Source organism: Streptomyces sp. NPDC096105, from assembly GCF_044763335.1.
Classification (GTDB): Bacteria; Actinomycetota; Actinomycetes; order Streptomycetales; family Streptomycetaceae; genus Streptomyces.
This window is the reverse complement of sequence record NZ_JBIWGC010000014.1, coordinates 94,998-118,785: the sequence shown is the minus strand read 5'-3', so window position 1 is coordinate 118,785 and position 23,788 is coordinate 94,998. Positions and strand designations below refer to the sequence as shown.

The window sequence follows — 23,788 nt, the reverse complement described above, 5'->3', positions numbered from 1 at the left end:
TGTGAGGCGGCGCGGGACCCCGCGGGCTCTCCCGGCGGTCCTCGCCCTGCTCGCCGCGACCGCCGGATGCGCGGCCCCGCCCGGCGCGGGACACGTGGCCTCCCGCGCCGGCGCGACGGCGAGCGCCTCCGCCCGGGCGCCGCTCCCGCCCGTCGTCGACCACGTCGCCACCGGCGACCCGGTCGTCTTCCTCACCTACGACGACGGCGCCGAACGCGACCCCCGCTTCATCGACCTGGTACGCGCACGCAGACTGCCGGTCAGCATGTTCCTCACCGACAGCGTGATGGGCCCCGGCTACGGCCACTTCGCCCGCCTGCGCGCGGTCGGCGCGAACCTCCAGAACCACACCCTCGACCACCCGGCCCTGCCCGGCCTGCCCCTCGCCGCGCAGCGCGCCCAGATCTGCGGCCAGCAGCGCAAGCTCGCCGCCCGGTTCGGCGTCCGCCCCCGCCTCTTCCGCCCTCCCTACGGCCGCCACGACGCCACCACCCTGCGCGCCGCCGCCGAGTGCGGCATCGCCGCGGTGGTCCTGTGGCGCGTGACCCTCGAACCCGACGGCCACCTCACCTACAGCCACGGCCCGCACCGCCTGCGCCCCGGCGACATCGTCTCCGTGCCGTCGGGCGAGGCCCCGCCCCTGACCCTGGCGGAACGCACCGCACGGCTGCTCGGGGAGCTGGAGGAGCGGGGCCTGAAGGTGGGCAGGCTGGAGGACCACGTAGGTGTGATGTCCAGCCCGTCCGGCGCCTGAGGACGAGGCCCGCGGGGCCGGAGGGGGGCCGGGGGCGCGGCCCTCGGCGGACGGCCACCTCACCGCCCTCACCTCACCGCCCCCACCGCACGGCTCCGTGCCGGAAACCGCCCCCGCCCCCCGACGCGCCGCACGGCAATTGGCACTCCGCTTGACCGAGTGCTAATCGCGGTCATAGTCTCAGGTCTGGCACTCCCCCCTGGAGAGTGCCAACAACGCGACGGGCAGGTCCGGCACCCGCGACGACGGATCGACCTGGTCGCCACCTCAGACAGTTAACCCCGTGAGATCTCCGAAGGGGGAGGTCGGATCGTGACGACCGCCAGCTCCAAGGTTGCCATCAAGCCGCTCGAGGACCGCATCGTGGTCCAGCCGCTCGACGCCGAGCAGACCACGGCTTCGGGCCTGGTCATTCCGGACACCGCGAAGGAGAAGCCCCAGGAGGGCGTCGTCCTGGCCATCGGTCCGGGCCGCTTCGAGGACGGCAAGCGCGTCGAGCTCGACGTGAAGGTCGGCGACGTCGTTCTGTACAGCAAGTACGGCGGCACCGAGGTCAAGTACAACGGCGAGGAGTACCTCGTCCTCTCGGCTCGCGACGTCCTCGCGATCGTCGAGAAGTAAGGGGACCCCGGGGCCTGCCCCGGACGACTCGACCTCGTAGCAAGTACTTCTGCTCGAACACTGCGCCCCTGGCCCCAGCATCCGACAAGGAGCCGGGTGGCCCAGGGGCGCAGTGATTTCACCTAGATTTCCGAGAGGGCTCCCGCTGCCATGGCGAAGATCCTGAAGTTCGACGAGGACGCCCGTCGCGCCCTCGAGCGCGGCGTCAACAAGCTTGCCGACACGGTCAAGGTGACGATCGGCCCCAAGGGCCGCAACGTCGTCATCGACAAGAAGTTCGGCGCCCCCACCATCACCAACGACGGTGTCACGATCGCCCGCGAGGTGGAGATCGAGGACCCGTACGAGAACCTCGGCGCGCAGCTCGTGAAGGAGGTGGCGACCAAGACCAACGACATCGCGGGTGACGGCACCACCACCGCCACCGTGCTGGCCCAGGCCCTGGTCCGCGAGGGCCTGAAGAACGTCGCCGCCGGCGCCTCCCCGGCCGCCCTGAAGAAGGGCATCGACGCCGCCGTCGCCGCGGTCTCCGAGGACCTGCTCGCCTCGGCCCGCCCGATCGACGAGAAGGCCGACATCGCCGCCGTCGCCGCGCTGTCCGCCCAGGACCAGCAGGTCGGCGAGCTCATCGCCGAGGCGATGGACAAGGTCGGCAAGGACGGCGTCATCACCGTCGAGGAGTCCAACACCTTCGGCCTGGAGCTGGACTTCACCGAGGGCATGGCCTTCGACAAGGGCTACCTGTCGCCGTACTTCGTGACGGACCAGGAGCGCATGGAGGCCGTCCTCGACGACCCGCAGATCCTGATCACCCAGGGCAAGATCTCCGCCATCGCGGACCTGCTGCCGCTGCTGGAGAAGGTCATCCAGGCCAACGCCTCCAAGCCGCTGCTGATCATCGCGGAGGACGTCGAGGGCGAGGCCCTGTCCACCCTGGTCGTCAACAAGATCCGCGGCACCTTCAACGCCGTCGCCGTCAAGGCGCCCGGCTTCGGCGACCGCCGCAAGGCGATGCTCCAGGACATGGCGGTCCTCACCGGCGCCACGGTCGTCTCCGAGGAGGTCGGCCTCAAGCTCGACCAGGTCGGCCTGGACGTGCTCGGCTCCGCCCGCCGCGTCACCGTCACCAAGGACGACACCACGATCGTCGACGGCGCCGGCAAGAAGGAGGACGTGGAGGCCCGCGTCGGCCAGATCAAGGCCGAGATCGAGACCACGGACTCCGACTGGGACCGCGAGAAGCTCCAGGAGCGCCTCGCGAAGCTGGCCGGCGGCGTGTGCGTGATCAAGGTCGGCGCCGCCACCGAGGTGGAGCTGAAGGAGAAGAAGCACCGTCTGGAGGACGCCATCTCCGCGACCCGCGCCGCGGTCGAGGAGGGCATCGTCTCCGGTGGTGGCTCCGCGCTGGTCCACGCCGTCAAGGTCCTCGAGAACAACCTCGACAAGACCGGCGACGAGGCCACCGGTGTCTCCGTGGTCCGCAAGGCCGCCGTCGAGCCGCTGCGCTGGATCGCCGAGAACGCCGGCCTCGAGGGCTACGTCATCGTCTCCAAGGTCGCCGAGCTGGAGAAGGGCAGCGGTTACAACGCCGCCACCGGCGAGTACGGCGACCTGGTCAAGGCCGGCGTCATCGACCCGGTCAAGGTGACCCGCTCCGCCCTGGAGAACGCCGCCTCCATCGCCTCCCTCCTGCTCACGACCGAGACCCTGGTCGTCGAGAAGAAGGAAGAGGAAGAGCCGGCCGCCGCCGGTGGCCACGGCCACGGCCACGCCCACTGACGACCCGAGTCGCCAGAACCCGAGCTGAGGCCCGGCGCCCCGTCCGCACGGACGGCGGTTGCCGGGCCTCCGCCGTACCCCGCCGCGGTACCCCTGCGCCGTCCCCTGTCCCGCCCCGCCCGATCATGGAACCGCACCACGCCCGACCGGAGTCTGAGCACACGGCGGCCGAAACGAGAGGGGGACGGCGATGGACCAGGTGCGGTACGGGGAACGCTCCCGCAACCCGCTCGCGCGCACCGTGCGGCTCACCGAGCACGCGCTGTGCCGCGGCGGCCGGACGACCCCGCTGGAGGAACTGAACCTCGCCGCCATGGCCGAAGCGTTTCTGCGGGGCGCCTGGCTGGGCGGCGGAGGCGCGGAACGTCCCCTGCAGGCACTCCCTGAGGGCGCCGGCCTGGTCCCCGTCACCCGGGCGACCGGCACCTGCGTACCCCTGAGGGTGCGTCAGGCGGCGGCCTTCGCCCGCGCGCTCGGCGAACTCGCGGTGCGCCGCTGCGGCGGCCCCGGGCAGGTCGCCGCCCTCGCCGCACGGGCGCGGCAGGAGGGCGTACCGCTGTGGATCGCCCGCCGCTACGCGCACGGCCCCGCCGGTCCGATCGCGGTGGCCGTGGACCGCCGCCAGGTCCGCGTCGACGTCTGGGGCCCGTACGCCCCCGCCGTCCGCCTGCGCGCGCCGTACGGCTTTCGGGGCAGCAGCACCTCCGACACGGACACCGGGCTGGTCCTGACCGTGGGGGACGCCGTCGCCCGGCTCGTGCTGCGCAAGAAGTTCCGGAAGTCCAGAAGCGCGGTGGAGATCCGGCTGCCCGACCGGCAGTGGACCCTGCGCCGGGGGGACGCGGCGAGCTCCTGGCTGCTGCGGGGTGAGACACCGGTCGCCCTGCTGACCCGGCCGCCCCGCGGGACGGCCCCCGCCCCCGGCGCCCTGCTGCTGCCGCTGGCCGACGTCCGCCACGAGAGCCCCGACCCGCTGGACGCCGTGATGGCCCACGCGGTCGCGGTGTCCTTCGGCCTCGGCGACGCGACGGGCCTGGCCCGCTTCCGCTCCGCCGACCCGCGCCGCGACACCGGCGACGACGGCTGGGACTTTCCCTGGTTCAGCAACCTCGGCCGCGGCCGCGACGACAACGAACCCGGCGGCGGCGACGGCTGGGGCAGCGACGGCGGGGACGCGGGGGACGGAGGCGGCGGAAGCGGCGACGGGGGAGGGGGCGACGGGGGCGGCGGAGGCGGGGGTGAATAGGCTCCCGAATCCGAGTCCGGGGTCCACTCCGGTCGGCTGGGGCATCATGTCCGGACCGGCGGTCGAGGAGAGGAGGGCGAAAGGTGTCGTTCCTGAAGTTCGCCAGCGACGAGGTCCTGGAGATGGCCGACACGCTGGAGACCAGCGGCGGCCAGATGAAGTCAGCGTCCAAGGAGCTCAAGCACGCCGACGCCCGGCAGATCGGTCACAGCGGCATGGAGTCGGCCTGCGACGACTTCGCCGACTCCTGGAACTACGGTTTCGGGGAGCTGGCGAAGCTGACCAAGGGCGTGTCGAAGTTCGCGCGGAAGGCGTCCGACGAGTTCACCGGGCTCGACCGGAAGCTGGCGGAGGAACTGCGCAAGAAGCGCGCCGAGGGAAAGCAGTAGCCGCGCGTCACTCGAAGTCCGGGCCCTCCCGAGCCGGCGCGTCGAAGGTGAAGGTGCGCCCGATCTGCGCCAGCCGCGCGCCGTAGGAGTCGAGCAGGAACACCGACGGCGTGGAGATCGTCACGTACACGCAGTAGTCGCGCGGGGCGGGGACGACCAGTTGCAGCGTCGCCATGGGCAGCCGCGGGCGTACGGTCTCCCCGGGGGCGAGGTCGGCGGCGATGTCGCCGAGGCCGGACTCGGCGACCAGGCGGGCCGGCAGGGTGACCATCCGCAGGGACGTCGACATCACCGCCGGGCCGCACGGCAGCTTGGCCGCGAGCACCATGTCCTGCCGGCCCTGCACGCCCTTGCCGAGCGGGAAGTCGAGCTCGCGCAGGTCGCTCTCCCGGGAGAAGAACCTGCGTTCCTTGGCCCGGTAGATTCCTTCGGCGGTCAGCAGCCGGTCGCGGTGTCCGCTCGGCCGCACGGTCACCGCCAGCAGCCCCATCGACAGACGCTCCTCGCCCCCGACGTCCTCGGTGCCCAGGCACAGCGCGGTCATGTCGACCGTTTCCTCGCCGCCCCGGGACAGCCCCGGCTGGGCGGCGCGCAGCTGCTGCGCGACCGCGGCCAGGTGCGTCTCGTCGGCGTCGGGGACCAGCCGGATCAGCGACTCGTACCAGCCGTCGACGGCGCCGGGGTCGGGAAGCCGCACGAACTCGTCGGGAATCGTGCAGCGGAACGCGTAGGGCACCTGCCTGCCGTCCGCTGCCTCGACCGTGCTCCCGGTCATGCGGCGGTCCCGAGGGCCGACCGGTCCAGATGCCTGGTGAAGCTGTCCCCGGCCGCGGTGAGCGTGGCGGCCGGGTCGAACCGGGTGCCCAGCGGTCCTGGCGCGAGGGTGGTGGGCTCGTCGTCCGGCGGCTCGTAGGCGGCGAATCCGGCGATCGGGCCGGCGACGGGGATGTCCGAGACGTTCCAGTCGCCGTCCGTCCAGCGGCCGTCGTTGGCGTTCGAGCCGGCGGCGAAGCCGACCCCGGTGACGGTGCCGGTGATGTCGAGGGCCGTCCCGGTGGCGACGTGCACCCAGCCGCGGCCGGCCATGGCGAGCCCGCGCATCGAGTTGGCCATGCCGCTGGGTATCTTCGCGAGGTTGCTCCAGCCGCCCGGCCCGATCCTGCCGAGCGTCGCCATGAAGCCCTCGGCCGCCCGCAGCGACCGGCCGGACTGCACCAGGAGCCGTCCGCCCTGGGCGAGCTTGGCGCCCGCCAGGCCCACCCCTCCCGCGACCACGCCGAGCGCGTCCCAGGCGAGGGTCTCCCAGGTCACGCCCTCGGCGCCGCCGATCATGGCAGCGCTGTGCGCGGCCAGCGCGCCGAGTCCCACGAGGAAGCCGATGAGTCCGAGCGCGCCCACGCCGGTGCCGAGCATCAGCGCGACCAGGCACACCACGCCGATGACCATGGCGATGTCGGCGAGTAGGTCACCGACGAGCTTCCAGAAATTGGGGTCAGTGATGGTGTCCCACGCGTCGGAGAGGAACTCGGTGAGGCCGTCGACGAGGTCGTCGAACCAGCCGGGCTCCGGCGGGGCGTCGTCCGCGGCGTCCCTGAGGACCCGGGCGGTGGTGTCCGCCGCGGCGATGTACTCGAGATGCAGGGTGCGGGCACGGCCCCGTACAGCCTCCAGCTCGCCGTTGGCCGTGTCGTAGGCCCGCCGCTTGTTCTTCGCGGTCTTCTCGTGCTCGTCCTTCTCGTCGTCCGACATCGAGGAGGTGTCGTCCGGCAGGCCGTCGAGGGCGCCCTTGGCGGTGCGGACCCTTTTCTCCGCGGCGACGGCCTCCTCCTCCAGGGCGCGGGCCCGCGCCTGGAACCGGTCGAGGCTGGTTTCCCAGGCGGCGAGGGCACGGTGGGCGGAGCCGAGGGAGTCGAGCGCGCGCTTGAGGTAGGGCGGGATCTTGTCGACGGACTTGAGAAACGTGTCGGCGGCCTGACCGGCCCAGATGCCGTCGGACGTCCCGATCCTGCCGAGCTGCGTCTGCGCCGTGCCGCTCTCCCGGTCGACCCGGCCGATGGCCTTCACCATCAGCCGGACGGTCTCCAGGTCTCCCGGTGCGGGATCGAAACCGAGAGCGGGGTACTTCGACGAGCCCACTGGATGTCCCCCTCGAGTCGTGCGTCGTGTCGCAGGACCGGTGCCCGCGTTGGGAAACCGGTCCGTTCGGGTGATAGGAAGCTATCCACGCGACGAACGTCCGCGCCACCGCCGCCGTCACATCGTCACGCGATCATGACGTCGTACCGGCGCGGCACGGCGGCCGGACCGACCAGGAGGCGAGATGCTGCTGCAGGCGCAGCTCAAGGCGCTGCTGCGGGAGGGCGCGCGCGGCGCCGAGCGGTACGACGTCCGCCACACCCAGCGGTCGTGGCGGCAGTTCGCAGCGTTCGCGTACGTCGTCGAGCAGTACGGCTACCGGTACGACGGGCTGTCCCCGCTCTCGCCCAAGGGCAGCCCGAACCCGTACTTCGCGTTCCGGAGGATGCCGGACGCGGCGGAACGGGCAACGCGGGCTGCCGCGCTGCATCCGGACGCCTTGAACGGCGGTCCGCTGCCGGGCATGCGTCCCGGCGCGCGCCGCCTGGAACCGCTGCCGGAGGCGCGGCGCGAGGTGGACCTCCTCCACGCCCGCATCATGGTCGACTACAGCCGCACGCACCGGCGCCGCGGACTGTTCGTGCTGCTGCTCCTCCCGCTGGTCATGCTCGTCCCGCTCTTCCAGGCGGGCTTCTCCCGGGGAGCGGTGCTGATCTGCGCCGGCATCTGGCTCCTGTTCGCCGTCCTGTGGGCTCTGGGCCTGCTGATCGCCCGGCGCCGGCGCCACAGGTACGGCCGCGTCCTCCAGGAGGCGGGCATCACCTGGCCGCCGGCGTGAGCCGGGGCGGCCTCAGCTCGCCCAGACTTCCGCGTCCTCGGCCGGGACGGTGGTGGCCAGGCCCAGTTCCTTGCGGGCGGGAACCGTCTTGTTCGGGTCGATGAGGGTGAACGCCTGGTCGTAGGCGAGGTAGAAGGTGTCGGCGTCGGGGGCGTTCGCGGCCTTCTCCCACTGATCCGCCGCCTTGGCGAGCGTCGTCCGGAGCTTGCCGACCTCGGTGCCCTCGATGCCGTCCAGTTCCTCGACGTGCGTGCCGAGAGCCTCCGCGACGGCCTTGGCCTGCGCCTTGTAGTCCTTCAGGGCGGCCTCGACGTCGTCCGTCACGGGCTGGTGGGCCCACAGGGCCTCGTAGACGGCGTTCGACCCGTTCAGGAACGTGAGCTGGTCGGGCTCGAAGGACTCAGCGGTGTCCAGCGAGCCCTTGAAGGTGCCCTTCTCCGTGCTGTACGTGCAGGTCACCAACCGGTCGTTCGTCGCCCAGCTCTCGGCGGTCGGGGTGTAGTACGACAGGCCGACGCCCTGGGGCAGTACCCAGGTGTCCGGGGCGAACTTCTGCGCCTCGGCCGGGCAGCGGGTGTCCGCGATCGTCGTGACGGTGTCCTCGCCGGGGAACTTCCCTCCCTGCCGGATCGCGAACTCGCCGACCACCTGGCCCTGATGCGCCTCGTCGCAGGGCACGATCTCGACGAGGTACGCCTCGCCCTCGGCCTTTCCGTTCGGGTTGTAGCAGTCCCCGACGTCCAGCGAGAACACCGAACGCTGACGGGCGGCCTTCTTCGCGCCGTCCTTGGCGCTGTCGACGGCCTCGGAGACGTCCGAGCACCCCACCGCACCGGCCGCGAGCACGGCGACGACGGCGGACAGGCCGCGAAGTGAACGGTACGGGGCACGGACGGCCATGGTGTCTCCAACCTGCGGTGCGATGCGCGGGGAGGCCTCACCTCCCCTGCGCCTGTGACACGCGGAGGTCCGGAAAGGTTGTAACACCGCCGCTTCAGCGCGCCGTCGAGGTGCCTGGGATGCCTGCATGCCCGAGCCGGGACGGAGGAAGTACCGCAACCGGTTCGTCGCGTGGGCGGTGGTGTGCGTGGCCGGTCTCGCCGCCACCGACGCGCTGACCGGCTCCCCGCCCTCCGGCGGTACGCCCACCAGCTCGAGCTGCGCCGACCGCATCGCGGAGATCGAGGCCCGGCTGGCCGAACTCGGGAACGAGGACACGGGCCACGCCCTCGTGGCCTTCGCCGACGGCTCGGCCGACACCGGACACGACTGCGACGACGAGCTCCGCGAGCACTTCGACGGCGACCCGTGAGCCGCCGGCCCATGAGCCGCTCAGGTTCTGCGGCGGCCTTCCCGCTCCGCTCAGACCTGTTCCTTCAGCCGGTGCGCCACCGTGCCGCTGTCCAGCGGACCGGCACGGGGTGGTGGTGAGGTGGGGCAGCGGCGGCAGAGGGTTTCCTCACCGGCCGGCCGGAAGAGCGTGGCCTGTACGTGGCCGCCCTCGCATGCACGGAGGGCCGCGAGTCGGCTGGACGGGCGCGCAGGGGCGGGCCGTTCGGCGGCGGACGCGCCGCTGGGTGCGGGCGGCACGTCATGGAGCAGGTGGCGCAGAAGGCCGCCGGGGCGGTGGACCGGAGCGCCGTCGTCGGGGAGGCCGCGCAGGATGTGCGTGCGGACGGCGCCGGGGGTGTGACCGGCCGCGAGCCGGCGGGAGCCTCCTGCCGGGACCACTCCTCGTCCTCGGCACCCCCGGCCGGGACCAACTCGGCGGCGCTGCGGGGGTCGAGGGCCCGCACATAGGCCTCGACGGCTTCACGGGCACCGTCGGGGGATGCCGAGGACGAGGCCAAGGGCGAGGGTGCCGAGACCGCGGACTGGGCCGGTCACGGCCATTCACCTCCCGGGGGGAGACCCGTGTCCCCTCCGCCGTCAGCGGGGCCCGTACTTGCGGCCGGTCTTCGAGGAGATGCCGCCCAGCAGGTTCCGCGGGACCAGCTTCGACGCCCCGAGCAGCACCTTGTACCGCGGGTCCGGGACGGACAGCGACTTGCCCCGGGCGAGGTCCGCCAGCGCCGCCGCGGCGACCTTGTCCGCGTCCAGCCACATCCACCGGGGGATGTTGTCCGTGCCCATACCGGCCCGCTGGTGGAACTCGGTGCGCACGAAGCCGGGGCACAGCGCCATCAGGCGTACGCCGTGACCGGCCAGGTCCTGCGCCGCGCCCTGGGTGAACTGCACGACCCACGCCTTCGACGCCCCGTACGTCCCGCGCGGCACGAACGCCGCGGTCGAGGCGACGTTCACGACCCCGCCGCGTCCGCGCTCCCGCATCGCCTCCACCGCCGCCGACGTCAGCCGGAGCACGGCCTCGCAGTGGACCTTGAGCATCATCAGCTCGTCGGACACGGGGACCTCGAGGTAGCGGCCCTTGTGCCCGAACCCGGCGTTGTTGATCAGCAGGTCGACGGGGTTCCTGCGGTCGCCGAGCCGGCGTTCCACCGCCTCGATGCCCTGGTCCTCGGCGAGGTCGGCGGTCAGCACCTCCGCCTCGATGCCGTGGCGGTCGTGCAGCTCGGTCGCCTGTTCCCGCAGCCGGGCGGTGTCCCGGGCCACGAGCACCAGGTCGTGCCCCTCGGCCGCCAGCCGCCGCGCGAACGCGGCACCGATCCCCGCCGTCGATCCCGTAATCAGAGCCGTTGTCATGGCCCAAGAGTAGTTACCCGGAGCGGAGACGTCCGCTCTGCGGTCCGGGCCGACGCCGGGCCGCCACCGGGCCGTGCGGCCCCGCCGGGCCGGCGCCGGGCCGACCGAGCAGGGGCCGGCTCGCGGTCAGACCTCGGCGGTCGCACCCGACTTCTCCACGTGCTCCCGCGCCATCCTCAGCACCTCCGGGTGCAGCGCGTCCCCCGCCGCCAGCAGCCGGGGGAGCAGGGCGCGCTCCGTCGTCACCGCGCGGAACTGGAGGGCCACCGTCACGTCGTGGTCCGGGCGGTGGGCGATGCGGACGGCGTCGCCCGCGCGCACCTCCCCGGGGGTGATCACCCGGAAGTACGCTCCCGGCGCGCCCCGCTCCGTGAACCGCTTGACCCAGCCGTCCTCGCCCAGGTGGCCCTGGAAGGTGCGGCAGGGGATGCGTCCTGAGGTGACCTCCAGGACGACCTCGGGTCCCACGGCCCAGTGCTCGCCGATCAGCGCGCCGGAGACGTCGACGCCCAGGGTGGTGAGGTTCTCGCCGAACGAGCCGTGGGGCAGGGCGCGCCCCAGCGTGCGCTCCCACTCGTCGAGGTCCTCGCGGGCCACCGCGTACACCGCCTGGTCGTCCCCGCCGTGGTGCCGCGTCTCGCACACCGCGTCACCGGCCAGACCGCTCCCGCCGGCGCCCTTCGGGCCGGGCGCGGCCACCCGCACCGGCCCGTCCACCGGACGCTTGTCGATGCCGGTCAGGCCGTCACGCTGGCCCGTGTACGGGACGGGCCGGGGCCGGCCCAGATTCACAGACAGAAGCTTCATGCGGTGCACGGTAAGGCATGCACATCAAAGCGTCGACGTGTTTATTTCCTCTTGATCAAAGGCGTACTTATCCCTGTGCGTATCCTGGCAGGGTGATCGAAGCCCGCCACCTCCGCGTGCTGCGCGCCGTGGCCTCCACCGGTTCCTTCTCCGCCGCCGCCCGTGAACTGGGATGCACCCAGCCCGCCGTCAGCCAGCAGATGAAGGCCCTGGAGACGTCCGTCGGCACGCCGCTGCTCATCCGCTCCGGCCGTGAGATGCGGCTGACCCAGGCCGGTGAGGCGCTGGTGCGGCACGCGGCGGGGATCCTCGCCGGGCTCACCGCTGCCGAGGAGGAGGTCGCGGCCATCGCCGGACTGCGCGCGGGGCGGGTGCGGCTGGTGTCGTTCCCCAGCGGCAGCTCCACGCTCGTGCCGACCGCCCTCGCCGCGCTGCGCGACGCCCACCCCGGCACCCGGGTCTCACTCGAGGAGGCCGAACCGCCCCGCTCCGTGCGGATGCTGCGCGAGGGCGACTGCGACATCGCCCTCGCCTTCCGGTACGAGGGCGCGGCGGGCGGGGAGGAGTGGGACGACCTGGTGGTACGGCCGCTGCTGTCGGACCGGCTGGTGGGACTCGTGCCGGAACGGCACCGGCTGGCGCGGGCGGGGTCGGTCGCCATCGGCGAACTCGCGGGGGAGCCGTGGATCGCGGGCTGCCCGCGCTGCCGGGGCCAGCTCGTCGAGGTGTGCGAGACGGCCGGTTTCACGCCGCGCATCGACTTCGCGACCGACGACTACCCGGCGGTCGCCGGTCTGGTCGGCGCGGGGCTCGGCGTCGCGGTCCTGCCGCAGCTCGCGCTGGAGTCGCTGCGGCCGCGCGGTGCGCGCACCGTGGACCTGGAACCCGCCGTGCGGCGGGAGATCGTCGCGCTCACCCTGCCGGACCTCGCCCAGGTGCCCGCGGTCACCGCGACGCTGGAGAAGCTGGCGGCGGCCGCCGCCAGGTGACGCCCCAAGGGCACGCGGGCGTGCCCGGGATTCTTTAGAGAAACGTTCCTTCAGGTGTTCGAGGCGGTGGCGTGTCCGCCGGCGCCCGACGCCGACACCAGCCGGTTGCGCGCCCGCCCCATCAGCTCTTCGCGTTCGTCCTCGGTCAGGCCGCCCCACACGCCGTACGGCTCGCGCACCGCCAGCGCGTGTGCGGCGCACTCGGCGCGCACCGGGCACCTCATGCAGACCTCCTTGGCCGAGTTCTCACGTGCGCTGCGGGCGGCGCCCCGTTCGCCCTCCGGGTGGAAGAAGAGCGAGCTGTCCACCCCGCGGCAGGCAGCCAGGAGCTGCCAGTCCCACAGGTCCGCGTTCGGTCCGGGAAGGCGGGAGAAATCTGCCATTGCGTGACCCCTTGTAGCCGTGACTGGGCGGATCCGGTGTCCACAACCGTACAACTGCGATCAAAGGAGATGAAAATATGACTCATTGCGAATTTAGCTCTGGACACTGATGAAAGGGAAGAAAAGGGTCTGAATGGGGCATGAGTTGTGGTGAAAGTCCGGGGGTGCGCCGCGCGTGTCTCCACCGTGAGCACCTCCTCACGTAGAGTGCCGAAGATGGCAGACGGCCCCGTAACTCTTTCGAGTGACCGTCGTTGAGAGTGCGAGGCGGTTGAAGGAACAAGCGCTCGGGCGGGCGTCCGAGACGGTCGACCGCACAGGTGTCGATTTCGTACCAGCCTGGAGGCTCAAGGTGACGCGCATCAGCTGCGGAGGGCGGCCATGACTTCCGTCCTCGTCTGCGACGACTCCCCGCTTGCCCGAGAGGCGCTCCGCCGCGCGGTCGCGACCGTGCCCGGCGTCGAGCGCGTGACGACGGCGGCCAACGGCGAGGAAGTGCTCCGCCGCTGGGGCGCCGACCGCTCGGACCTGATTCTGATGGACGTACGCATGCCCGGTCTGGGCGGCGTCGAGACAGTGCGGCGGCTGCTCTCCGCCGACCCCGGAGCACGCATCATCATGCTCACGGTCGCCGAGGACCTGGACGGCGTCGCCCTCGCGGTGGCCGCCGGGGCCCGCGGCTACCTGCACAAGGACGCCTCCCGGGCGGAGCTGCGCGCCACGGTCACGCAGGCGCTCGCCGACCCGACCTGGCGGCTCGCCCCGCGCCGGCTGCGCTCGGCCGAGATGGGCGCGGCGCCCACGCTCACCGCGCGTGAGATCCAGGTGCTCGAGGGGATGAGCCACGGCCGCTCCAACGCGGAGATCGGCCGCGAGCTGTTCCTCTCCGAGGACACGGTCAAGACGCACGCGCGCCGTCTCTTCAAGAAGCTCGGCGCCTCGGACCGGGCCCACGCGGTGGCGCTCGGGTTCCGGTGGGGTCTGGTGCGGTAGGCCGACCCGTCCCTCGGACCGGGCCGGCCGGGACGCGGGGCGCCTCGCGGGCGCAGGGGCCGGATGCCGATGCGGATCCGGACCTCGATCCGGTGAGCGGTTGCCCCGCCGGACGCGGTGTCCGGGTCCCGCGGAGCGGAGCCGGGCGGCGATCCGGTTCCCGGTCGTGGTCGCCGCGCCGCGCGTTCCGTGCGGGACGCCGGCCGGTGCGGTGGCCGTACGGGCGGTCTGCGTACGGACGCAGGCGTCCTCCGCGGACGGCAGCGTGCCGGCCGCCGGCAGCCCTGACCTCCCGCACGCTCGTGTGTCGCACGCCTCGTCGCGCCGCATGCCGGCCGGGGCGTGCCGGAACCGGCGCACTCCCGCGCCCGAGCCCCGTGTCCGGTGGGCGGGCCCTCTCTGTGCGGGCCCGCGAAGGGCCTGCCGCGCGGGCCGGCGCACAGGCCGGACGTGGTGTTCGCCGCGGCCGGGAAGGACCCACTGCTCGTTTCGCGGCGGATGCCGCATCCTTGAGGTGTGGAGTTCCTCGGGGACGAGTCGATCGAGCGGAAGGGGAGGGCGCAAGGGATGAGTTCCGGCGCACCTGCTCATAACGCTTCGGTGCACAACCAGGGACACGGTGCCGCGGACCGGACGTCCGCAGGGCACCATGGACCGATGCGCGACGACGAGGCGGGCACGGCCCACGGGGCGATCGGTGCGCTCGTCCACCGCGCGGTCGACGGAGACGAGCAGGCCACGCACGACCTGCTCGCCCACGTCCACCCGCTCGCCCTGCGTTACTGCCGTACCCGTCTGTCCCGGCTGCCGGGCGACGCCCGGCACTTCGTCGAGGACCTCGCCCAGGAAGTCTGCGTGGCGGTGCTGCTCGCGCTGCCCCGCTACAAGGACACCGGCCGGCCCTTCGAGGCGTTCATCTTCGCCATCGCCTCCCACAAGGTCGCCGACCTCCAGCGCGCCGCCATGCGGCACCCCGGTTCGACCGCCGTGCCGTCCGACGAGATGCCGGAGCGGCCCGACGACTCGCTCGGCCCGGAGGAGCGCGCCCTGCTCAGCAGCGACGCCGAGTGGGCCAAGAAACTGCTGGCCAGCCTGCCCGAGAACCAGCGCGAGCTGATCCTGCTGCGCATCGCCGTGGGGCTCACCGCGGAGGAGACCGGTCAGATGTTGGGAATGTCACCCGGCGCGGTCCGGGTGGCGCAGCACCGTGCGCTGAGCCGGCTGCGGGCCCTGGCGGAGCAGTAACGCCCGTCCCCGCGCAGCCTCTTCGCGCACACGCGTCACGCATGGGAACGGACGATCAGCCGTTCCCGTAGGAACATACGAAGCCGGGGACCGTGCGGAACCGTGGAATGAGACACCCACGCTTCCCGTTAGCATGGACATCCGCACCGATCAAGGCCATTTGGGGAAGGTGTCATGACTGCCAACGTCGACGGAGTGCCCGGAAAATTCGCGACACTCGGGCTGACCTACGACGACGTGCTGCTGCTGCCGGGCCCGTCGGACATGGCACCCGACGAGATCGACACCGCCTCGTACGTCTCCAGGAACGTGCGGGTCAACATCCCGCTGCTGTCCGCCGCCATGGACAAGGTGACCGAGTCCCGCATGGCCATCGCGATGGCCCGCCAGGGCGGCGTCGGCGTGCTGCACCGCAACCTGTCCATCGAGGACCAGGCCAACCAGGTCGACCTGGTGAAGCGGTCCGAGTCGGGCATGGTCACCGACCCCATCACCATCCACCCGGACGCCACGCTCGCCGAGGCGGACGCCCTGTGCGCCAAGTTCCGCATCAGCGGCGTCCCGGTGACCGACGGCAACAAGAAGCTGCTCGGCATCGTCACCAACCGTGACATGGCCTTCGAGACCGACCGCACCCGCCAGGTGCGCGAGGTCATGACGCCGATGCCGCTGGTCACCGGCAAGGTCGGCATCTCCGGCCCGGACGCCATGCAGCTGCTGCGCCGCCACAAGATCGAGAAGCTTCCGCTGGTCGACGACGACGGCGTCCTCAAGGGCCTCATCACGGTCAAGGACTTCGTCAAGGCCGAGAAGTACCCCCACGCCGCCAAGGACGCCGAGGGCCGCCTGCTGGTCGGCGCCGCGGTCGGTGTCGCCGGTGACGCCTTCGAGCGCGCCCAGGCGCTGATCGAGGCGGGCGTCGACTTCATCGTCGTCGACACCGCGCACGGCCACTCCCGGCTGGTCGGCGACATGGTCGCCAAGATCAAGTCGAACTCCTCCGGCGTCGACGTGATCGGCGGCAACATCGCCACCCGCGACGGCGCCAAGGCGCTCGTCGACGCGGGCTGCGACGGCATCAAGGTCGGTGTCGGTCCCGGCTCCATCTGCACCACGCGTGTCGTCGCCGGCGTCGGCGTCCCGCAGGTCACGGCGATCTACGAGGCGGCGCTGGCGGCCAAGGAGGCCGGCGTGCCGGTCATCGGCGACGGCGGTCTGCAGTACTCCGGCGACATCGCCAAGGCGCTCGTCGCGGGCGCCGACACGGTGATGCTGGGCTCGCTGCTGGCCGGCTGCGAGGAGTCGCCGGGCGAGCTGCTGTTCATCAACGGCAAGCAGTTCAAGTCGTACCGCGGCATGGGGTCGCTGGGTGCCATGCAGAGCCGCGGCGATCGCAAGTCGTTCTCCAAGGACCGCTACTTCCAGGAGGGCGTCGCCTCCGACGAGCAGCTGGTGCCCGAGGGCATCGAGGGCCAGGTGCCCTACCGCGGCCCGCTGTCGTCCGTCGTCCACCAGCTCGTCGGCGGCCTGCGCCAGTCGATGTTCTACGTCGGCGGCAAGACCGTCCCCGAGCTCCAGACCAACGGCCGTTTCGTCCGGATCACCTCCGCGGGCCTCAAGGAGAGCCACCCGCACGACATCCAGATGACGGTCGAGGCACCGAACTACAGCCGCCAGTAGCGGCGGGCTTCCCGAGGGCGGCTCCGGACCACCGGGGCCGCCCTCGCCGTACGTCCGGGGCGGTGGGCGCCGCGGCCGTCGGGGATACTGGATGGCGCTGCAACGCAACAGGGAAAGGCCACAGACGTGACTGAGATCGAGATCGGGCGCGGCAAGCGCGGCCGCCGGGCGTACGCCTTCGACGACATCGCGGTCGTCCCCAGCCGCCGTACGCGGGACCCGAAGGAGGTCTCGATCGCCTGGCAGATCGACGCCTACCGCTTCGAGCTGCCGTTCCTGGCCGCTCCCATGGACTCCGTGGTCTCGCCGGCCACCGCGATCCGCATCGGCGAGCTCGGCGGCCTCGGCGTGCTGAACCTCGAGGGCCTGTGGACCCGCCACGAGGACCCGCAGCCGCTGCTGGACGAGATCGTCGGCCTGCCCGCCGAGACGGCCACCCGCCGCCTCCAGGAGATCTACGCCGCTCCCATCAAGGAGGAGCTGATCGGGCAGCGCATCAAGGAGGTGCGCGACTCCGGCGTCGTCACCGCCGCCGCGCTCTCCCCGCAGCGCACCGCCCAGTTCTCCAAGGCCGTCGTCGACGCGGGCGTGGACATCTTCGTCATCCGCGGCACGACGGTGTCGGCGGAGCACGTCTCCGGCTCGCACGAGCCGCTGAACCTGAAGCAGTTCATCTACGAGCTCGACGTCCCGGTCATCGTCGGCGGCTGCGCCACCTACACGGCCGCCCTGCACCTGATGCGCACCGGCGCGGCGGGCGTCCTCGTCGGCTTCGGCGGCGGCGCCGCGCACACCACGCGCAACGTGCTGGGCATCCAGGTGCCGATGGCCACCGCGGTCGCCGACGTGGCCGCCGCCCGCCGCGACTACATGGACGAGTCCGGCGGCCGGTACGTGCACGTCATCGCGGACGGCGGCGTCGGCTGGTCGGGCGACATCTCCAAGGCGATCGCCTGCGGCGCGGACTCCGTGATGATGGGTTCCCCGCTGGCCCGCGCCACCGACGCGCCGGGCCGCGGCCACCACTGGGGCATGGAGGCCGTCAACGAGGAGCTGCCGCGCGGCAAGAAGGTCGACCTCGGCACGGTCGGCACGCTGGAGGAGATCCTCACCGGCCCGTCCCACACCCCCGACGGCTCCATGAACCTCTTCGGCGCCCTGCGCCGCGCGATGGCCACCACCGGCTACAGCGAGCTGAAGGAGTTCCAGCGCGTCGAGGTGACGGTGGCGGACTCCCAGCACCGCCGGTAACCGCAGCACGGGCTCCCGTACGGCACCGAGAGGGCCGGTCACCTGAACGGGTGGCCGGCCCCTTCGCATGTCCGACGGGCGCACGCGGTGCCCGGGAGCGCACGGTCGCGCCGGGACCTTGCCCGCGCCGGCGGACCCGGCCGAGGCGGACGGTGAAGTGCCGGAGGAGGTGGATCCTGCGGATGTTTCGGATGGTGAGCGGCCGCCCTCGGAAGAAGTAGGGGCGGACACCCGTGAACCATCCCGGAGCCTGCCGCGGTGCCCTCTGCGGTGGGCTCCACCTGTGTCCACCGTGCTCGCGCGGCGTTTCGCCCACCAGCAGTACCGGTGACACGGAGGCCCGCCGCGCGCCCCTCTCACAACCGGTGCGCCGCCCCCGCAGGGGTCGCGCCCCGGGTGTCCAGGAAGAGCTGGGCCTTGACCGACAGGCCCTGGAGGTCGTACGTGCGGTGCTGCTGGAGCAGGATCGTGAGGTCGGCGTCGGCGACGGCCTCGTAGAGGGAGTCCGCGCGGGGGACGGGGCGGTCCAGGACGGTCCAGGACGGCACGTGCGGGTCGTGGTAGCTGACCGAGGCGCCCAGCTCCATCAGGCGGACCGCGATCTCCTGCGCGGGACTGCCCTGGAGGTCGGCGAGATCGGCCTTGTAGGTGACCCCGAGGAGCAGCACGCGCGCGCCGCGCGCCGACTTGCCGTGCTCGTTGAGCAGCGCGGCGGCCCGCTGCACGACGTAGCGGGGCATGCGGCCGTTGACCTCCTGTGCCAGTTCCGCCATGCGCAGGGTGCGGCCGGCGTGCGCGGTGAGGTCCTGGGGGACGGTGTGGCCGCCGACGCCGGGGCCGGGGCGGAAGGCGAGGAAGCCGAAGGGCTTGGTCTCCGCGCAGCGCAGTACGTCCCACAGGTCGATGCCCAGGTCGTGGCAGAGCGCGGCCATCTCGTTGACCAGGGCGATGTTGACGTGCCGGAAGTTGGTCTCCAGCAACTGCACCGTCTCGGCCTCGCGCGGGCCGCGGGCGCGGACCACCTTGTCGGTGATGCGGCCGTAGAAGGCCGCGGCCGACTCGGTGCAGGCGGGGGTGAGGCCGCCGATGACCTTCGGGGTGTTGGCGGGGGTGAAGTCGCGGCTGCCGGGGTCGACGCGGCTGGGACAGTGGGCGAGGTGGAAGTCGCGGCCCGCGCGCAGGCCCGACCCGGACTCCAGCAGGCGCAGCAGCGGGCCCTCCGTGGTGCCGGGCGGCACGGGGGACTCCAGGATCACCGTGGTGTGCGGGCGGAGCTGCGCGGCGAGGGTGCGGGCGGCCGCCTCGACCTGGCCGAGGTCGAGCCCGCCGTCCGCCGCGGGCGGGGTGGGGGCGCAGATCACGGCGGTGCGCACCCGGCCGAGCTCGGCCGCGCTGGTGATGACCCGGAAGCCCTGCGCGAGCATGCGACGCTGCTCGGCGGGGCTGAGGGAGCCGGGCTCGGGGCCGGTCCGGTACCCCACGGTGGGGATGCCGGCGGCGACGGCGGCCTGGGCCAGGGGCAGTCCGAACGGGCCGAGTCCGATGACGGCGAGATCTGCGGGCATGGCGTGGACCGTCCTTCCCAATAGCCGGAGTGCGACAGGGGCGCAAGCGCTGTGAACTGGACAGGCGAGCGCAATGTCAGACTAGGAGTAAATATGACCGATATGCGGGATTGATGGGCTGGTTTTCGGTGAGTCGTTCCGCGCGGTCGCCCCGCGGTGTTTCCGGCGGGGCCGTGCGTGAGCCCGTGGCCGCGCGGTTGTCCACAGCCTGCGGCCCGGTGGTCGTCCACAGCCTGAGGCGGTGTGTGGCTGAAGTCGGACAACCCGGTCAGAATCTGGGCATGAGGGTGAGGTACCGGGCTTCGCCCGACGGGTGCGGCCGATGCGACCGATGAGCGGGAGGCAGCGGTGAGGACAGCGACACTGGGGCCGGCGCAGCGCGCCGGATCACTGGCGTCCATGGCGGAGCGCGAGCTGGACGTGCTGGTGGTGGGCGGCGGCGTGGTCGGCGCGGGCACGGCGCTCGACGCGGTGACGCGCGGCCTGTCCACGGGACTGGTCGAGGCGCGTGACTGGGCGTCGGGCACCTCCAGCCGCTCCAGCAAACTGATCCACGGCGGCCTGCGCTATCTCGAGATGCTGGACTTCGCCCTCGTCCGGGAGGCGTTGAAGGAGCGCGGCCTGCTGCTGGAGAAGCTCGCCCCGCACCTCGTGCGCCCGGTGCCGTTCCTCTACCCGTTGCAGCACCGGGGCTGGGAGCGGCTCTACGCGGGGGCGGGCGTGGCGCTCTACGACACCATGGCGATGACCCACGGCCATGGCCGGGGCCTCCCCGCGCACCGCCACCTGAGCCGGCGTCACGCCCTGCGCGTCGCCCCCTGCCTGAAGAAGGACGCGCTGGTCGGCGCCCTGCAGTACTACGACGCCCAGATGGACGACGCCCGCTTCGTGCTCACCCTCGTGCGCACGGCCGCGGCGTACGGCGCCATGACCGCCAACGGCGCCCGCGTGACCGGCTTCCTGCGCGAGGGCGAGCGGGTCGTCGGCGCTCGGGTGCAGGACGTGGAGGGCGGCGGCGAGTACGAGATCCGCGCCAAGCAGGTGGTCAACGCCACCGGGGTGTGGACCGACGACACCCAGGCGATGGTCGGCGAGCGCGGACGGTTCCACGTGCGCGCCTCCAAGGGCATCCACCTGGTCGTGCCCAAGGACCGCATCCACTCCACCACCGGGCTCATCCTGCGCACCGAGAAGTCCGTGCTGTTCGTCATCCCCTGGGGCCGGCACTGGATCGTCGGCACCACCGACACCGACTGGGACCTCGACAAGGCGCACCCGGCCGCGTCCAGCGCGGACATCGACTACCTGCTGGAGCACGTCAACTCCGTCCTCGCGGTGCCGCTCACCCGGGACGACGTCGAAGGGGTCTACGCGGGGCTGCGCCCGCTGCTCGCCGGGGAGTCGGACGCCACGAGCAAGCTGTCCCGCGAGCACACGGTCGCCCACCCCGTCCCCGGCCTGGTCGTGGTGGCGGGCGGCAAGTACACGACGTACCGGGTGATGGCGAAGGACGCCGTGGACGCCGCGGTGCACGGACTCGACATGCGCGTGGCGGACTGCGTCACCGAGGACACGCCGCTGGTGGGCGCCGAGGGCTACCACGCGCTGTGGAACGGCCGCGCGCGCACCGCGGCCCGCACCGGTCTGCACCCGGTCCGGGTGGAGCACCTGCTCCAGCGGTACGGGGCGCTCGCCGAGGAGGTGCTGGACCTCATCGCCTCCGACCCCTCCCTGGGCGAGCCGCTGCGGTCCGCCGACGACTACCTGCGCGCCGAAGTCGTCTACGCCGCCTCGCACGAGGGCGCGCGGCACCTGGAGGACGTGCTGACCCGGCGCACCCGCATATCCATCGAGACGTTCGACCGGGGCACGCGCAGCGCGCGCGAGGCCGCCGGGCTGATGGCGCCCGTGCTGGGCTGGGACGCCGACCAGACCGACCGCGAGGTGCGGCACTACGAGAAGCGGGTGGAGGCCGAGCGGGAGTCGCAGCGGCAGCCCGACGACCTGACCGCGGACGCGGCCCGGCTGGGGGCTCCCGACATCGTGCCGCTGTAGACCGGCCGGCGGCGTTCCCCACGGGCCGCGGGGCCGCTCCCCGGCGCGCGAGGGCGGAACCCGGCCAGGTGCGCGGCCGGTTCGGGACCGGCGCCGACCGGGCGTTCCGCCTCCCCGCACGCCCGCCGACCCGGGCGACGGTGTGTCAGGATGGCCCAAGCGTGACCGAAACGGTGCGCTTTGGGTTCCCCCTATGTCGGGAACCGTCCGGCAAGGTGGAGGAACGCTTTGTTCCCCCGCCTGTCCGCCCGCCGTGTCCGATGGACGGACAGAGGCACCCTGGGCGTCAGGCACTTGTCGCGTGAGGGACAATGAAGGCTCTGTCAGGGCGGGTTGCATGAGGGGACGCATGTCGGAGGCGGAGCGGGCGGGGACATCCCGTCAGGACAAGAGCGCACGTCTCCTCGCCGGGCGGTACCGGCTGGGAGACGTGCTCGGCCGCGGCGGCATGGGGACGGTGTGGCGGGCCGAGGACGAGACCCTGGGCCGCACGGTCGCCGTCAAGGAGCTCCGCTTCCCGTCGAACATCGACGAGGAGGAGAAGCGGCGGCTGATCACCCGGACGCTGCGCGAGGCCAAGGCGATCGCGCGGATCCGCAACACCGGCGCCGTGACGGTCTTCGACGTGGTCCAGGAGGACGACCGTCCCTGGATCGTCATGGAGCTCGTCGAGGGCAAGTCGCTCGCCGAGGTCATCCGGGAGGACGGCACGCTGAAGCCGCGCCGCGCCGCCGAGGTCGGGCTCGCCGTCCTCGACGTCCTGCGGTCCGCGCACCGTGAGGGCATCCTGCACCGTGACGTGAAGCCGTCCAACGTGCTGATCGCCGACGACGGCCGGGTCGTCCTCACCGACTTCGGCATCGCCCAGGTCGAGGGCGACCCCTCCATCACCTCGACCGGCATGCTCGTCGGCGCCCCCTCCTACATCTCCCCGGAGCGCGCCCGCGGGCACAAGCCCGGACCGGCGGCCGACCTGTGGTCGCTCGGCGGCCTGCTGTACGCGGCGGTCGAGGGCACCCCGCCGTACGACAAGGGTTCCGCGATCGCGACGCTCACCGCGGTGATGACCGAGCCGCTGGAGGAGCCGAAGAGCGCCGGCCCCCTGCGGGACGTCATCCACGGGCTGCTCAACAAGGACCCCGCCCAGCGGCTCGACGACCGCGCCGCGCGGGCCATGCTGACCGCCGTCATCAACGCCCCCGACACCGCGGACGCCGACGGACAGCCGGCGGACGCCACCCGGGTCGTGCCGCTGCCCGAGCAGCCCGGCACGCGGGACACCGGCGCCAAGCGGGGCGAGGAGGCCGCGGAGAAGCTGCGCGGCGCGCTGCGCTCCGTCCGCAAGGCCGCCGTGGCGGCCGGTGCGGCCGGCGCCGCCCGCACCAAGTCCGGTGACGCCACGGCCGCTCCGGCGTCCGGCGCGGCGCCCCGCACCCCGGCCGCGAAGCCGGCCGCCGCGCGGACCGCGACCACCGCGAGCCCCGCCGCCGGGACGGCCGCCGCGGCGCGCGGCGCCGACGCGGCCACCGGCGGCCGCAGTTCGGGCTGGCCCGTGATGACGCCGCCGGACCTCCCCGCCCGGCCCGCGCCGCGCGCCTCGATCACCGACGTGGTGCCGCGCCGGACGCTGGTCGTCATCGCGCTGGTCGTGGTGCTCGCCGTGCTCGGCACGGTGCTGGCCCTCACCCTGGGCGGCGACGACGGGAGCGGCGACGGCGCCCGGGGCGGCAGCGGCGACCGGACCGCGGCGGGGAGCACCCCCAGCGCCGAGACCAGGACGGACGACGAGGGCGGCACCCGCACCGACGGCTCCGCCACCGCGTCCGCCGGGGAGGGCGCGAGCGAGGAAGCCTCCCCGGACTCCACCGGCGCGGGCGCGGGCGCCGGCGACGACGCCCCGGGCGGTTCGCAGGACGACGGCGACGGGGCCGCGGGGAAGACCGAGGACCACACGACGTACCGGGGGAAGCAGGGGTACTCGATCGGCCTGCCCGCGGGGTGGAAGTACCGGTCGTCGGACGGCGCCGGTGACCGGTTCACGGGGCCGAACGGGCAGAAGCTGCTCATCGGCTGGACCACCACGCCCAAGGACGACCCGGTCGCCGACTGGAAGAACCAGGAGCGTTTCATGGTGCGCTCCCAGTACAAGCGGATACGGATCGTGGCGGTGGAGTACCGCGGCTGGAAGACGGCCGACTGGGAGTTCACCTACGTCGACGGCGGCGTCACCTACCGGTCCGTGGACCGGGGCACCGTCGTCAACGACGGCCTGGGCTACGGGCTGATGTACACGGCGCGGGCCGACGCGTGGGACGGCGAGCAGCGCAGGAACACGTGGCGCACGCTGACGCAGACGTTCCGCCCCAAGTCCTGATCATGTCCGGCCCGCGGATCGGGGATCCAGATGTGGCATC

General features: G+C 72.8%; 22 protein-coding genes. 14 read left to right on the top strand and 8 right to left on the bottom strand.

Going from position 1 to position 23,788, the window contains the following annotated elements; translation table 11 throughout:
- Position 1 precedes the first annotated feature (1 nt).
- From ACIQ8B_RS22010 to ACIQ8B_RS21990, 5 genes are all read left to right on the top strand, one after another.
- On the top strand, positions 2–754 hold the full coding sequence (locus tag ACIQ8B_RS22010; protein WP_403549027.1) for a polysaccharide deacetylase family protein: 753 nt from the start codon (positions 2–4) through the stop codon (positions 752–754).
- 312 nt (positions 755–1,066) lie between these two features.
- Entirely contained in the window at positions 1,067–1,375 is a 309-nt protein-coding gene (groES, locus tag ACIQ8B_RS22005) for a co-chaperone GroES (protein WP_006130737.1), read from the top strand.
- A 150-nt stretch (positions 1,376–1,525) separates the two neighbouring features.
- Positions 1,526–3,154, top strand: a complete 1,629-nt coding sequence (gene groL, locus ACIQ8B_RS22000; protein WP_290009988.1) for a chaperonin GroEL — start codon at positions 1,526–1,528, stop codon at positions 3,152–3,154.
- 190 nt (positions 3,155–3,344) lie between these two features.
- A complete protein-coding gene (locus ACIQ8B_RS21995; protein WP_403548928.1) occupies positions 3,345–4,400 on the top strand; it encodes a hypothetical protein in 1,056 nt (351 codons plus the stop codon).
- A gap of 83 nt (positions 4,401–4,483) precedes the next feature.
- Positions 4,484–4,789: a hypothetical protein gene (locus tag ACIQ8B_RS21990; protein WP_403548926.1), complete on the top strand. Its 306-nt coding sequence runs from the start codon at positions 4,484–4,486 to the stop codon at positions 4,787–4,789.
- Positions 4,790–4,796: 7 nt separating this feature from the next.
- On the opposite strand, the gene ACIQ8B_RS21985 is transcribed toward ACIQ8B_RS21990, so the two are convergent.
- Both ACIQ8B_RS21985 and ACIQ8B_RS21980 read right to left on the bottom strand, forming a co-directional pair.
- The gene (locus tag ACIQ8B_RS21985) at positions 4,797–5,564 is read right to left on the bottom strand and encodes a hypothetical protein (protein ID WP_403548924.1); all 768 of its coding nucleotides are present in this window, start codon (positions 5,562–5,564) and stop codon (positions 4,797–4,799) included.
- Complete coding sequence (locus tag ACIQ8B_RS21980; protein ID WP_403548922.1) at positions 5,561–6,925, bottom strand: putative T7SS-secreted protein; 1,365 nt, start codon at positions 6,923–6,925, stop codon at positions 5,561–5,563. The genes ACIQ8B_RS21985 and ACIQ8B_RS21980 overlap by 4 nt, the downstream gene beginning before the upstream one ends.
- A gap of 184 nt (positions 6,926–7,109) precedes the next feature.
- Between ACIQ8B_RS21980 and ACIQ8B_RS21975 the strand changes: the two genes are divergently transcribed.
- A complete protein-coding gene (locus tag ACIQ8B_RS21975) occupies positions 7,110–7,703 on the top strand; it encodes a hypothetical protein (RefSeq protein ID WP_403548920.1) in 594 nt (197 codons plus the stop codon).
- A 12-nt stretch (positions 7,704–7,715) separates the two neighbouring features.
- On the opposite strand, the gene ACIQ8B_RS21970 is transcribed toward ACIQ8B_RS21975, so the two are convergent.
- Positions 7,716–8,603 carry a septum formation family protein gene (locus ACIQ8B_RS21970; protein ID WP_403548918.1) on the bottom strand — a complete coding sequence of 296 codons (888 nt, stop codon included), beginning with the start codon at positions 8,601–8,603 and terminating at the stop codon, positions 7,716–7,718.
- Positions 8,604–8,730: 127 nt separating this feature from the next.
- On the opposite strand from ACIQ8B_RS21970, the gene ACIQ8B_RS21965 reads away from it, so the two are divergent.
- A complete protein-coding gene (locus ACIQ8B_RS21965) occupies positions 8,731–9,015 on the top strand; it encodes a hypothetical protein (RefSeq protein ID WP_403548916.1) in 285 nt (94 codons plus the stop codon).
- A 50-nt stretch (positions 9,016–9,065) separates the two neighbouring features.
- Here the strand turns inward: ACIQ8B_RS21965 and ACIQ8B_RS21960 are convergent, their stop codons facing one another.
- From ACIQ8B_RS21960 to ACIQ8B_RS21950, 3 genes are all read right to left on the bottom strand, one after another.
- Complete coding sequence (locus ACIQ8B_RS21960; RefSeq protein WP_403548914.1) at positions 9,066–9,434, bottom strand: hypothetical protein; 369 nt, start codon at positions 9,432–9,434, stop codon at positions 9,066–9,068.
- A gap of 198 nt (positions 9,435–9,632) precedes the next feature.
- Positions 9,633–10,406: an SDR family NAD(P)-dependent oxidoreductase gene (locus ACIQ8B_RS21955; RefSeq protein ID WP_403548912.1), complete on the bottom strand. Its 774-nt coding sequence runs from the start codon at positions 10,404–10,406 to the stop codon at positions 9,633–9,635.
- Positions 10,407–10,532: 126 nt separating this feature from the next.
- Positions 10,533–11,213, bottom strand: a complete 681-nt coding sequence (locus ACIQ8B_RS21950; RefSeq protein WP_290009975.1) for an MOSC domain-containing protein — start codon at positions 11,211–11,213, stop codon at positions 10,533–10,535.
- A gap of 92 nt (positions 11,214–11,305) precedes the next feature.
- Here ACIQ8B_RS21950 and ACIQ8B_RS21945 point away from each other — a divergent pair, with 92 nt between their 5' ends.
- Positions 11,306–12,202, top strand: a complete 897-nt coding sequence (locus tag ACIQ8B_RS21945; RefSeq protein WP_290009972.1) for a LysR family transcriptional regulator — start codon at positions 11,306–11,308, stop codon at positions 12,200–12,202.
- 50 nt (positions 12,203–12,252) lie between these two features.
- Here the strand turns inward: ACIQ8B_RS21945 and ACIQ8B_RS21940 are convergent, their stop codons facing one another.
- Positions 12,253–12,585: a WhiB family transcriptional regulator gene (locus ACIQ8B_RS21940; protein ID WP_006130727.1), complete on the bottom strand. Its 333-nt coding sequence runs from the start codon at positions 12,583–12,585 to the stop codon at positions 12,253–12,255.
- A 381-nt stretch (positions 12,586–12,966) separates the two neighbouring features.
- Between ACIQ8B_RS21940 and ACIQ8B_RS21935 the strand changes: the two genes are divergently transcribed.
- From ACIQ8B_RS21935 to ACIQ8B_RS21920, 4 genes are all read left to right on the top strand, one after another.
- Positions 12,967–13,578, top strand: a complete 612-nt coding sequence (locus ACIQ8B_RS21935; protein ID WP_003948568.1) for a response regulator transcription factor — start codon at positions 12,967–12,969, stop codon at positions 13,576–13,578.
- Between the two features lie 657 nt (positions 13,579–14,235).
- Positions 14,236–14,823 carry a sigma-70 family RNA polymerase sigma factor gene (locus tag ACIQ8B_RS21930; RefSeq protein ID WP_093767456.1) on the top strand — a complete coding sequence of 196 codons (588 nt, stop codon included), beginning with the start codon at positions 14,236–14,238 and terminating at the stop codon, positions 14,821–14,823.
- Positions 14,824–14,997: 174 nt separating this feature from the next.
- A complete protein-coding gene (gene guaB, locus ACIQ8B_RS21925) occupies positions 14,998–16,503 on the top strand; it encodes an IMP dehydrogenase (protein ID WP_106412856.1) in 1,506 nt (501 codons plus the stop codon).
- 126 nt (positions 16,504–16,629) lie between these two features.
- Entirely contained in the window at positions 16,630–17,754 is a 1,125-nt protein-coding gene (locus ACIQ8B_RS21920) for a GuaB3 family IMP dehydrogenase-related protein (RefSeq protein ID WP_106412855.1), read from the top strand.
- A gap of 356 nt (positions 17,755–18,110) precedes the next feature.
- Here ACIQ8B_RS21920 and ACIQ8B_RS21915 read toward each other — a convergent pair whose 3' ends face one another.
- A complete protein-coding gene (locus ACIQ8B_RS21915) occupies positions 18,111–19,319 on the bottom strand; it encodes a nucleotide sugar dehydrogenase (protein WP_403548908.1) in 1,209 nt (402 codons plus the stop codon).
- 348 nt (positions 19,320–19,667) lie between these two features.
- On the opposite strand from ACIQ8B_RS21915, the gene ACIQ8B_RS21910 reads away from it, so the two are divergent.
- Positions 19,668–21,374 carry a glycerol-3-phosphate dehydrogenase/oxidase gene (locus tag ACIQ8B_RS21910; protein ID WP_403548906.1) on the top strand — a complete coding sequence of 569 codons (1,707 nt, stop codon included), beginning with the start codon at positions 19,668–19,670 and terminating at the stop codon, positions 21,372–21,374.
- Positions 21,375–21,723: 349 nt separating this feature from the next.
- Positions 21,724–23,748, top strand: coding sequence for a serine/threonine-protein kinase (locus tag ACIQ8B_RS21905; RefSeq protein ID WP_403549025.1), 2,025 nt, complete (start codon positions 21,724–21,726; stop codon positions 23,746–23,748).
- The last annotated feature ends 40 nt before the right edge of the window (positions 23,749–23,788 follow it).

Excerpts from the sequence above, each read along its gene's own strand:
- ACIQ8B_RS21995 (WP_403548928.1), top strand. The coding sequence starts at position 3,345 with ATGGACCAGGTGCGGTACGGGGAACGCTCCCGCAACCCGCTCGCGCGC.
- ACIQ8B_RS21975 (WP_403548920.1), top strand. The coding sequence starts at position 7,110 with ATGCTGCTGCAGGCGCAGCTCAAGGCGCTGCTGCGGGAGGGCGCGCGC.
- ACIQ8B_RS21970 (WP_403548918.1), bottom strand. The coding sequence starts at position 8,603 with ATGGCCGTCCGTGCCCCGTACCGTTCACTTCGCGGCCTGTCCGCCGTC.
- ACIQ8B_RS21965 (WP_403548916.1), top strand. The coding sequence starts at position 8,731 with ATGCCCGAGCCGGGACGGAGGAAGTACCGCAACCGGTTCGTCGCGTGG.
- ACIQ8B_RS21940 (WP_006130727.1), bottom strand. The coding sequence starts at position 12,585 with ATGGCAGATTTCTCCCGCCTTCCCGGACCGAACGCGGACCTGTGGGAC.
- ACIQ8B_RS21950 (WP_290009975.1), bottom strand. The coding sequence starts at position 11,213 with ATGAAGCTTCTGTCTGTGAATCTGGGCCGGCCCCGGCCCGTCCCGTAC.
- ACIQ8B_RS21955 (WP_403548912.1), bottom strand. The coding sequence starts at position 10,406 with ATGACAACGGCTCTGATTACGGGATCGACGGCGGGGATCGGTGCCGCG.
- groL (WP_290009988.1), top strand. The coding sequence starts at position 1,526 with ATGGCGAAGATCCTGAAGTTCGACGAGGACGCCCGTCGCGCCCTCGAG.
- ACIQ8B_RS21905 (WP_403549025.1), top strand. The coding sequence starts at position 21,724 with ATGTCGGAGGCGGAGCGGGCGGGGACATCCCGTCAGGACAAGAGCGCA.
- ACIQ8B_RS21985 (WP_403548924.1), bottom strand. The coding sequence starts at position 5,564 with ATGACCGGGAGCACGGTCGAGGCAGCGGACGGCAGGCAGGTGCCCTAC.
- ACIQ8B_RS21935 (WP_003948568.1), top strand. The coding sequence starts at position 12,967 with ATGACTTCCGTCCTCGTCTGCGACGACTCCCCGCTTGCCCGAGAGGCG.
- ACIQ8B_RS21930 (WP_093767456.1), top strand. The coding sequence starts at position 14,236 with ATGCGCGACGACGAGGCGGGCACGGCCCACGGGGCGATCGGTGCGCTC.
- ACIQ8B_RS21915 (WP_403548908.1), bottom strand. The coding sequence starts at position 19,319 with ATGCCCGCAGATCTCGCCGTCATCGGACTCGGCCCGTTCGGACTGCCC.
- guaB (WP_106412856.1), top strand. The coding sequence starts at position 14,998 with ATGACTGCCAACGTCGACGGAGTGCCCGGAAAATTCGCGACACTCGGG.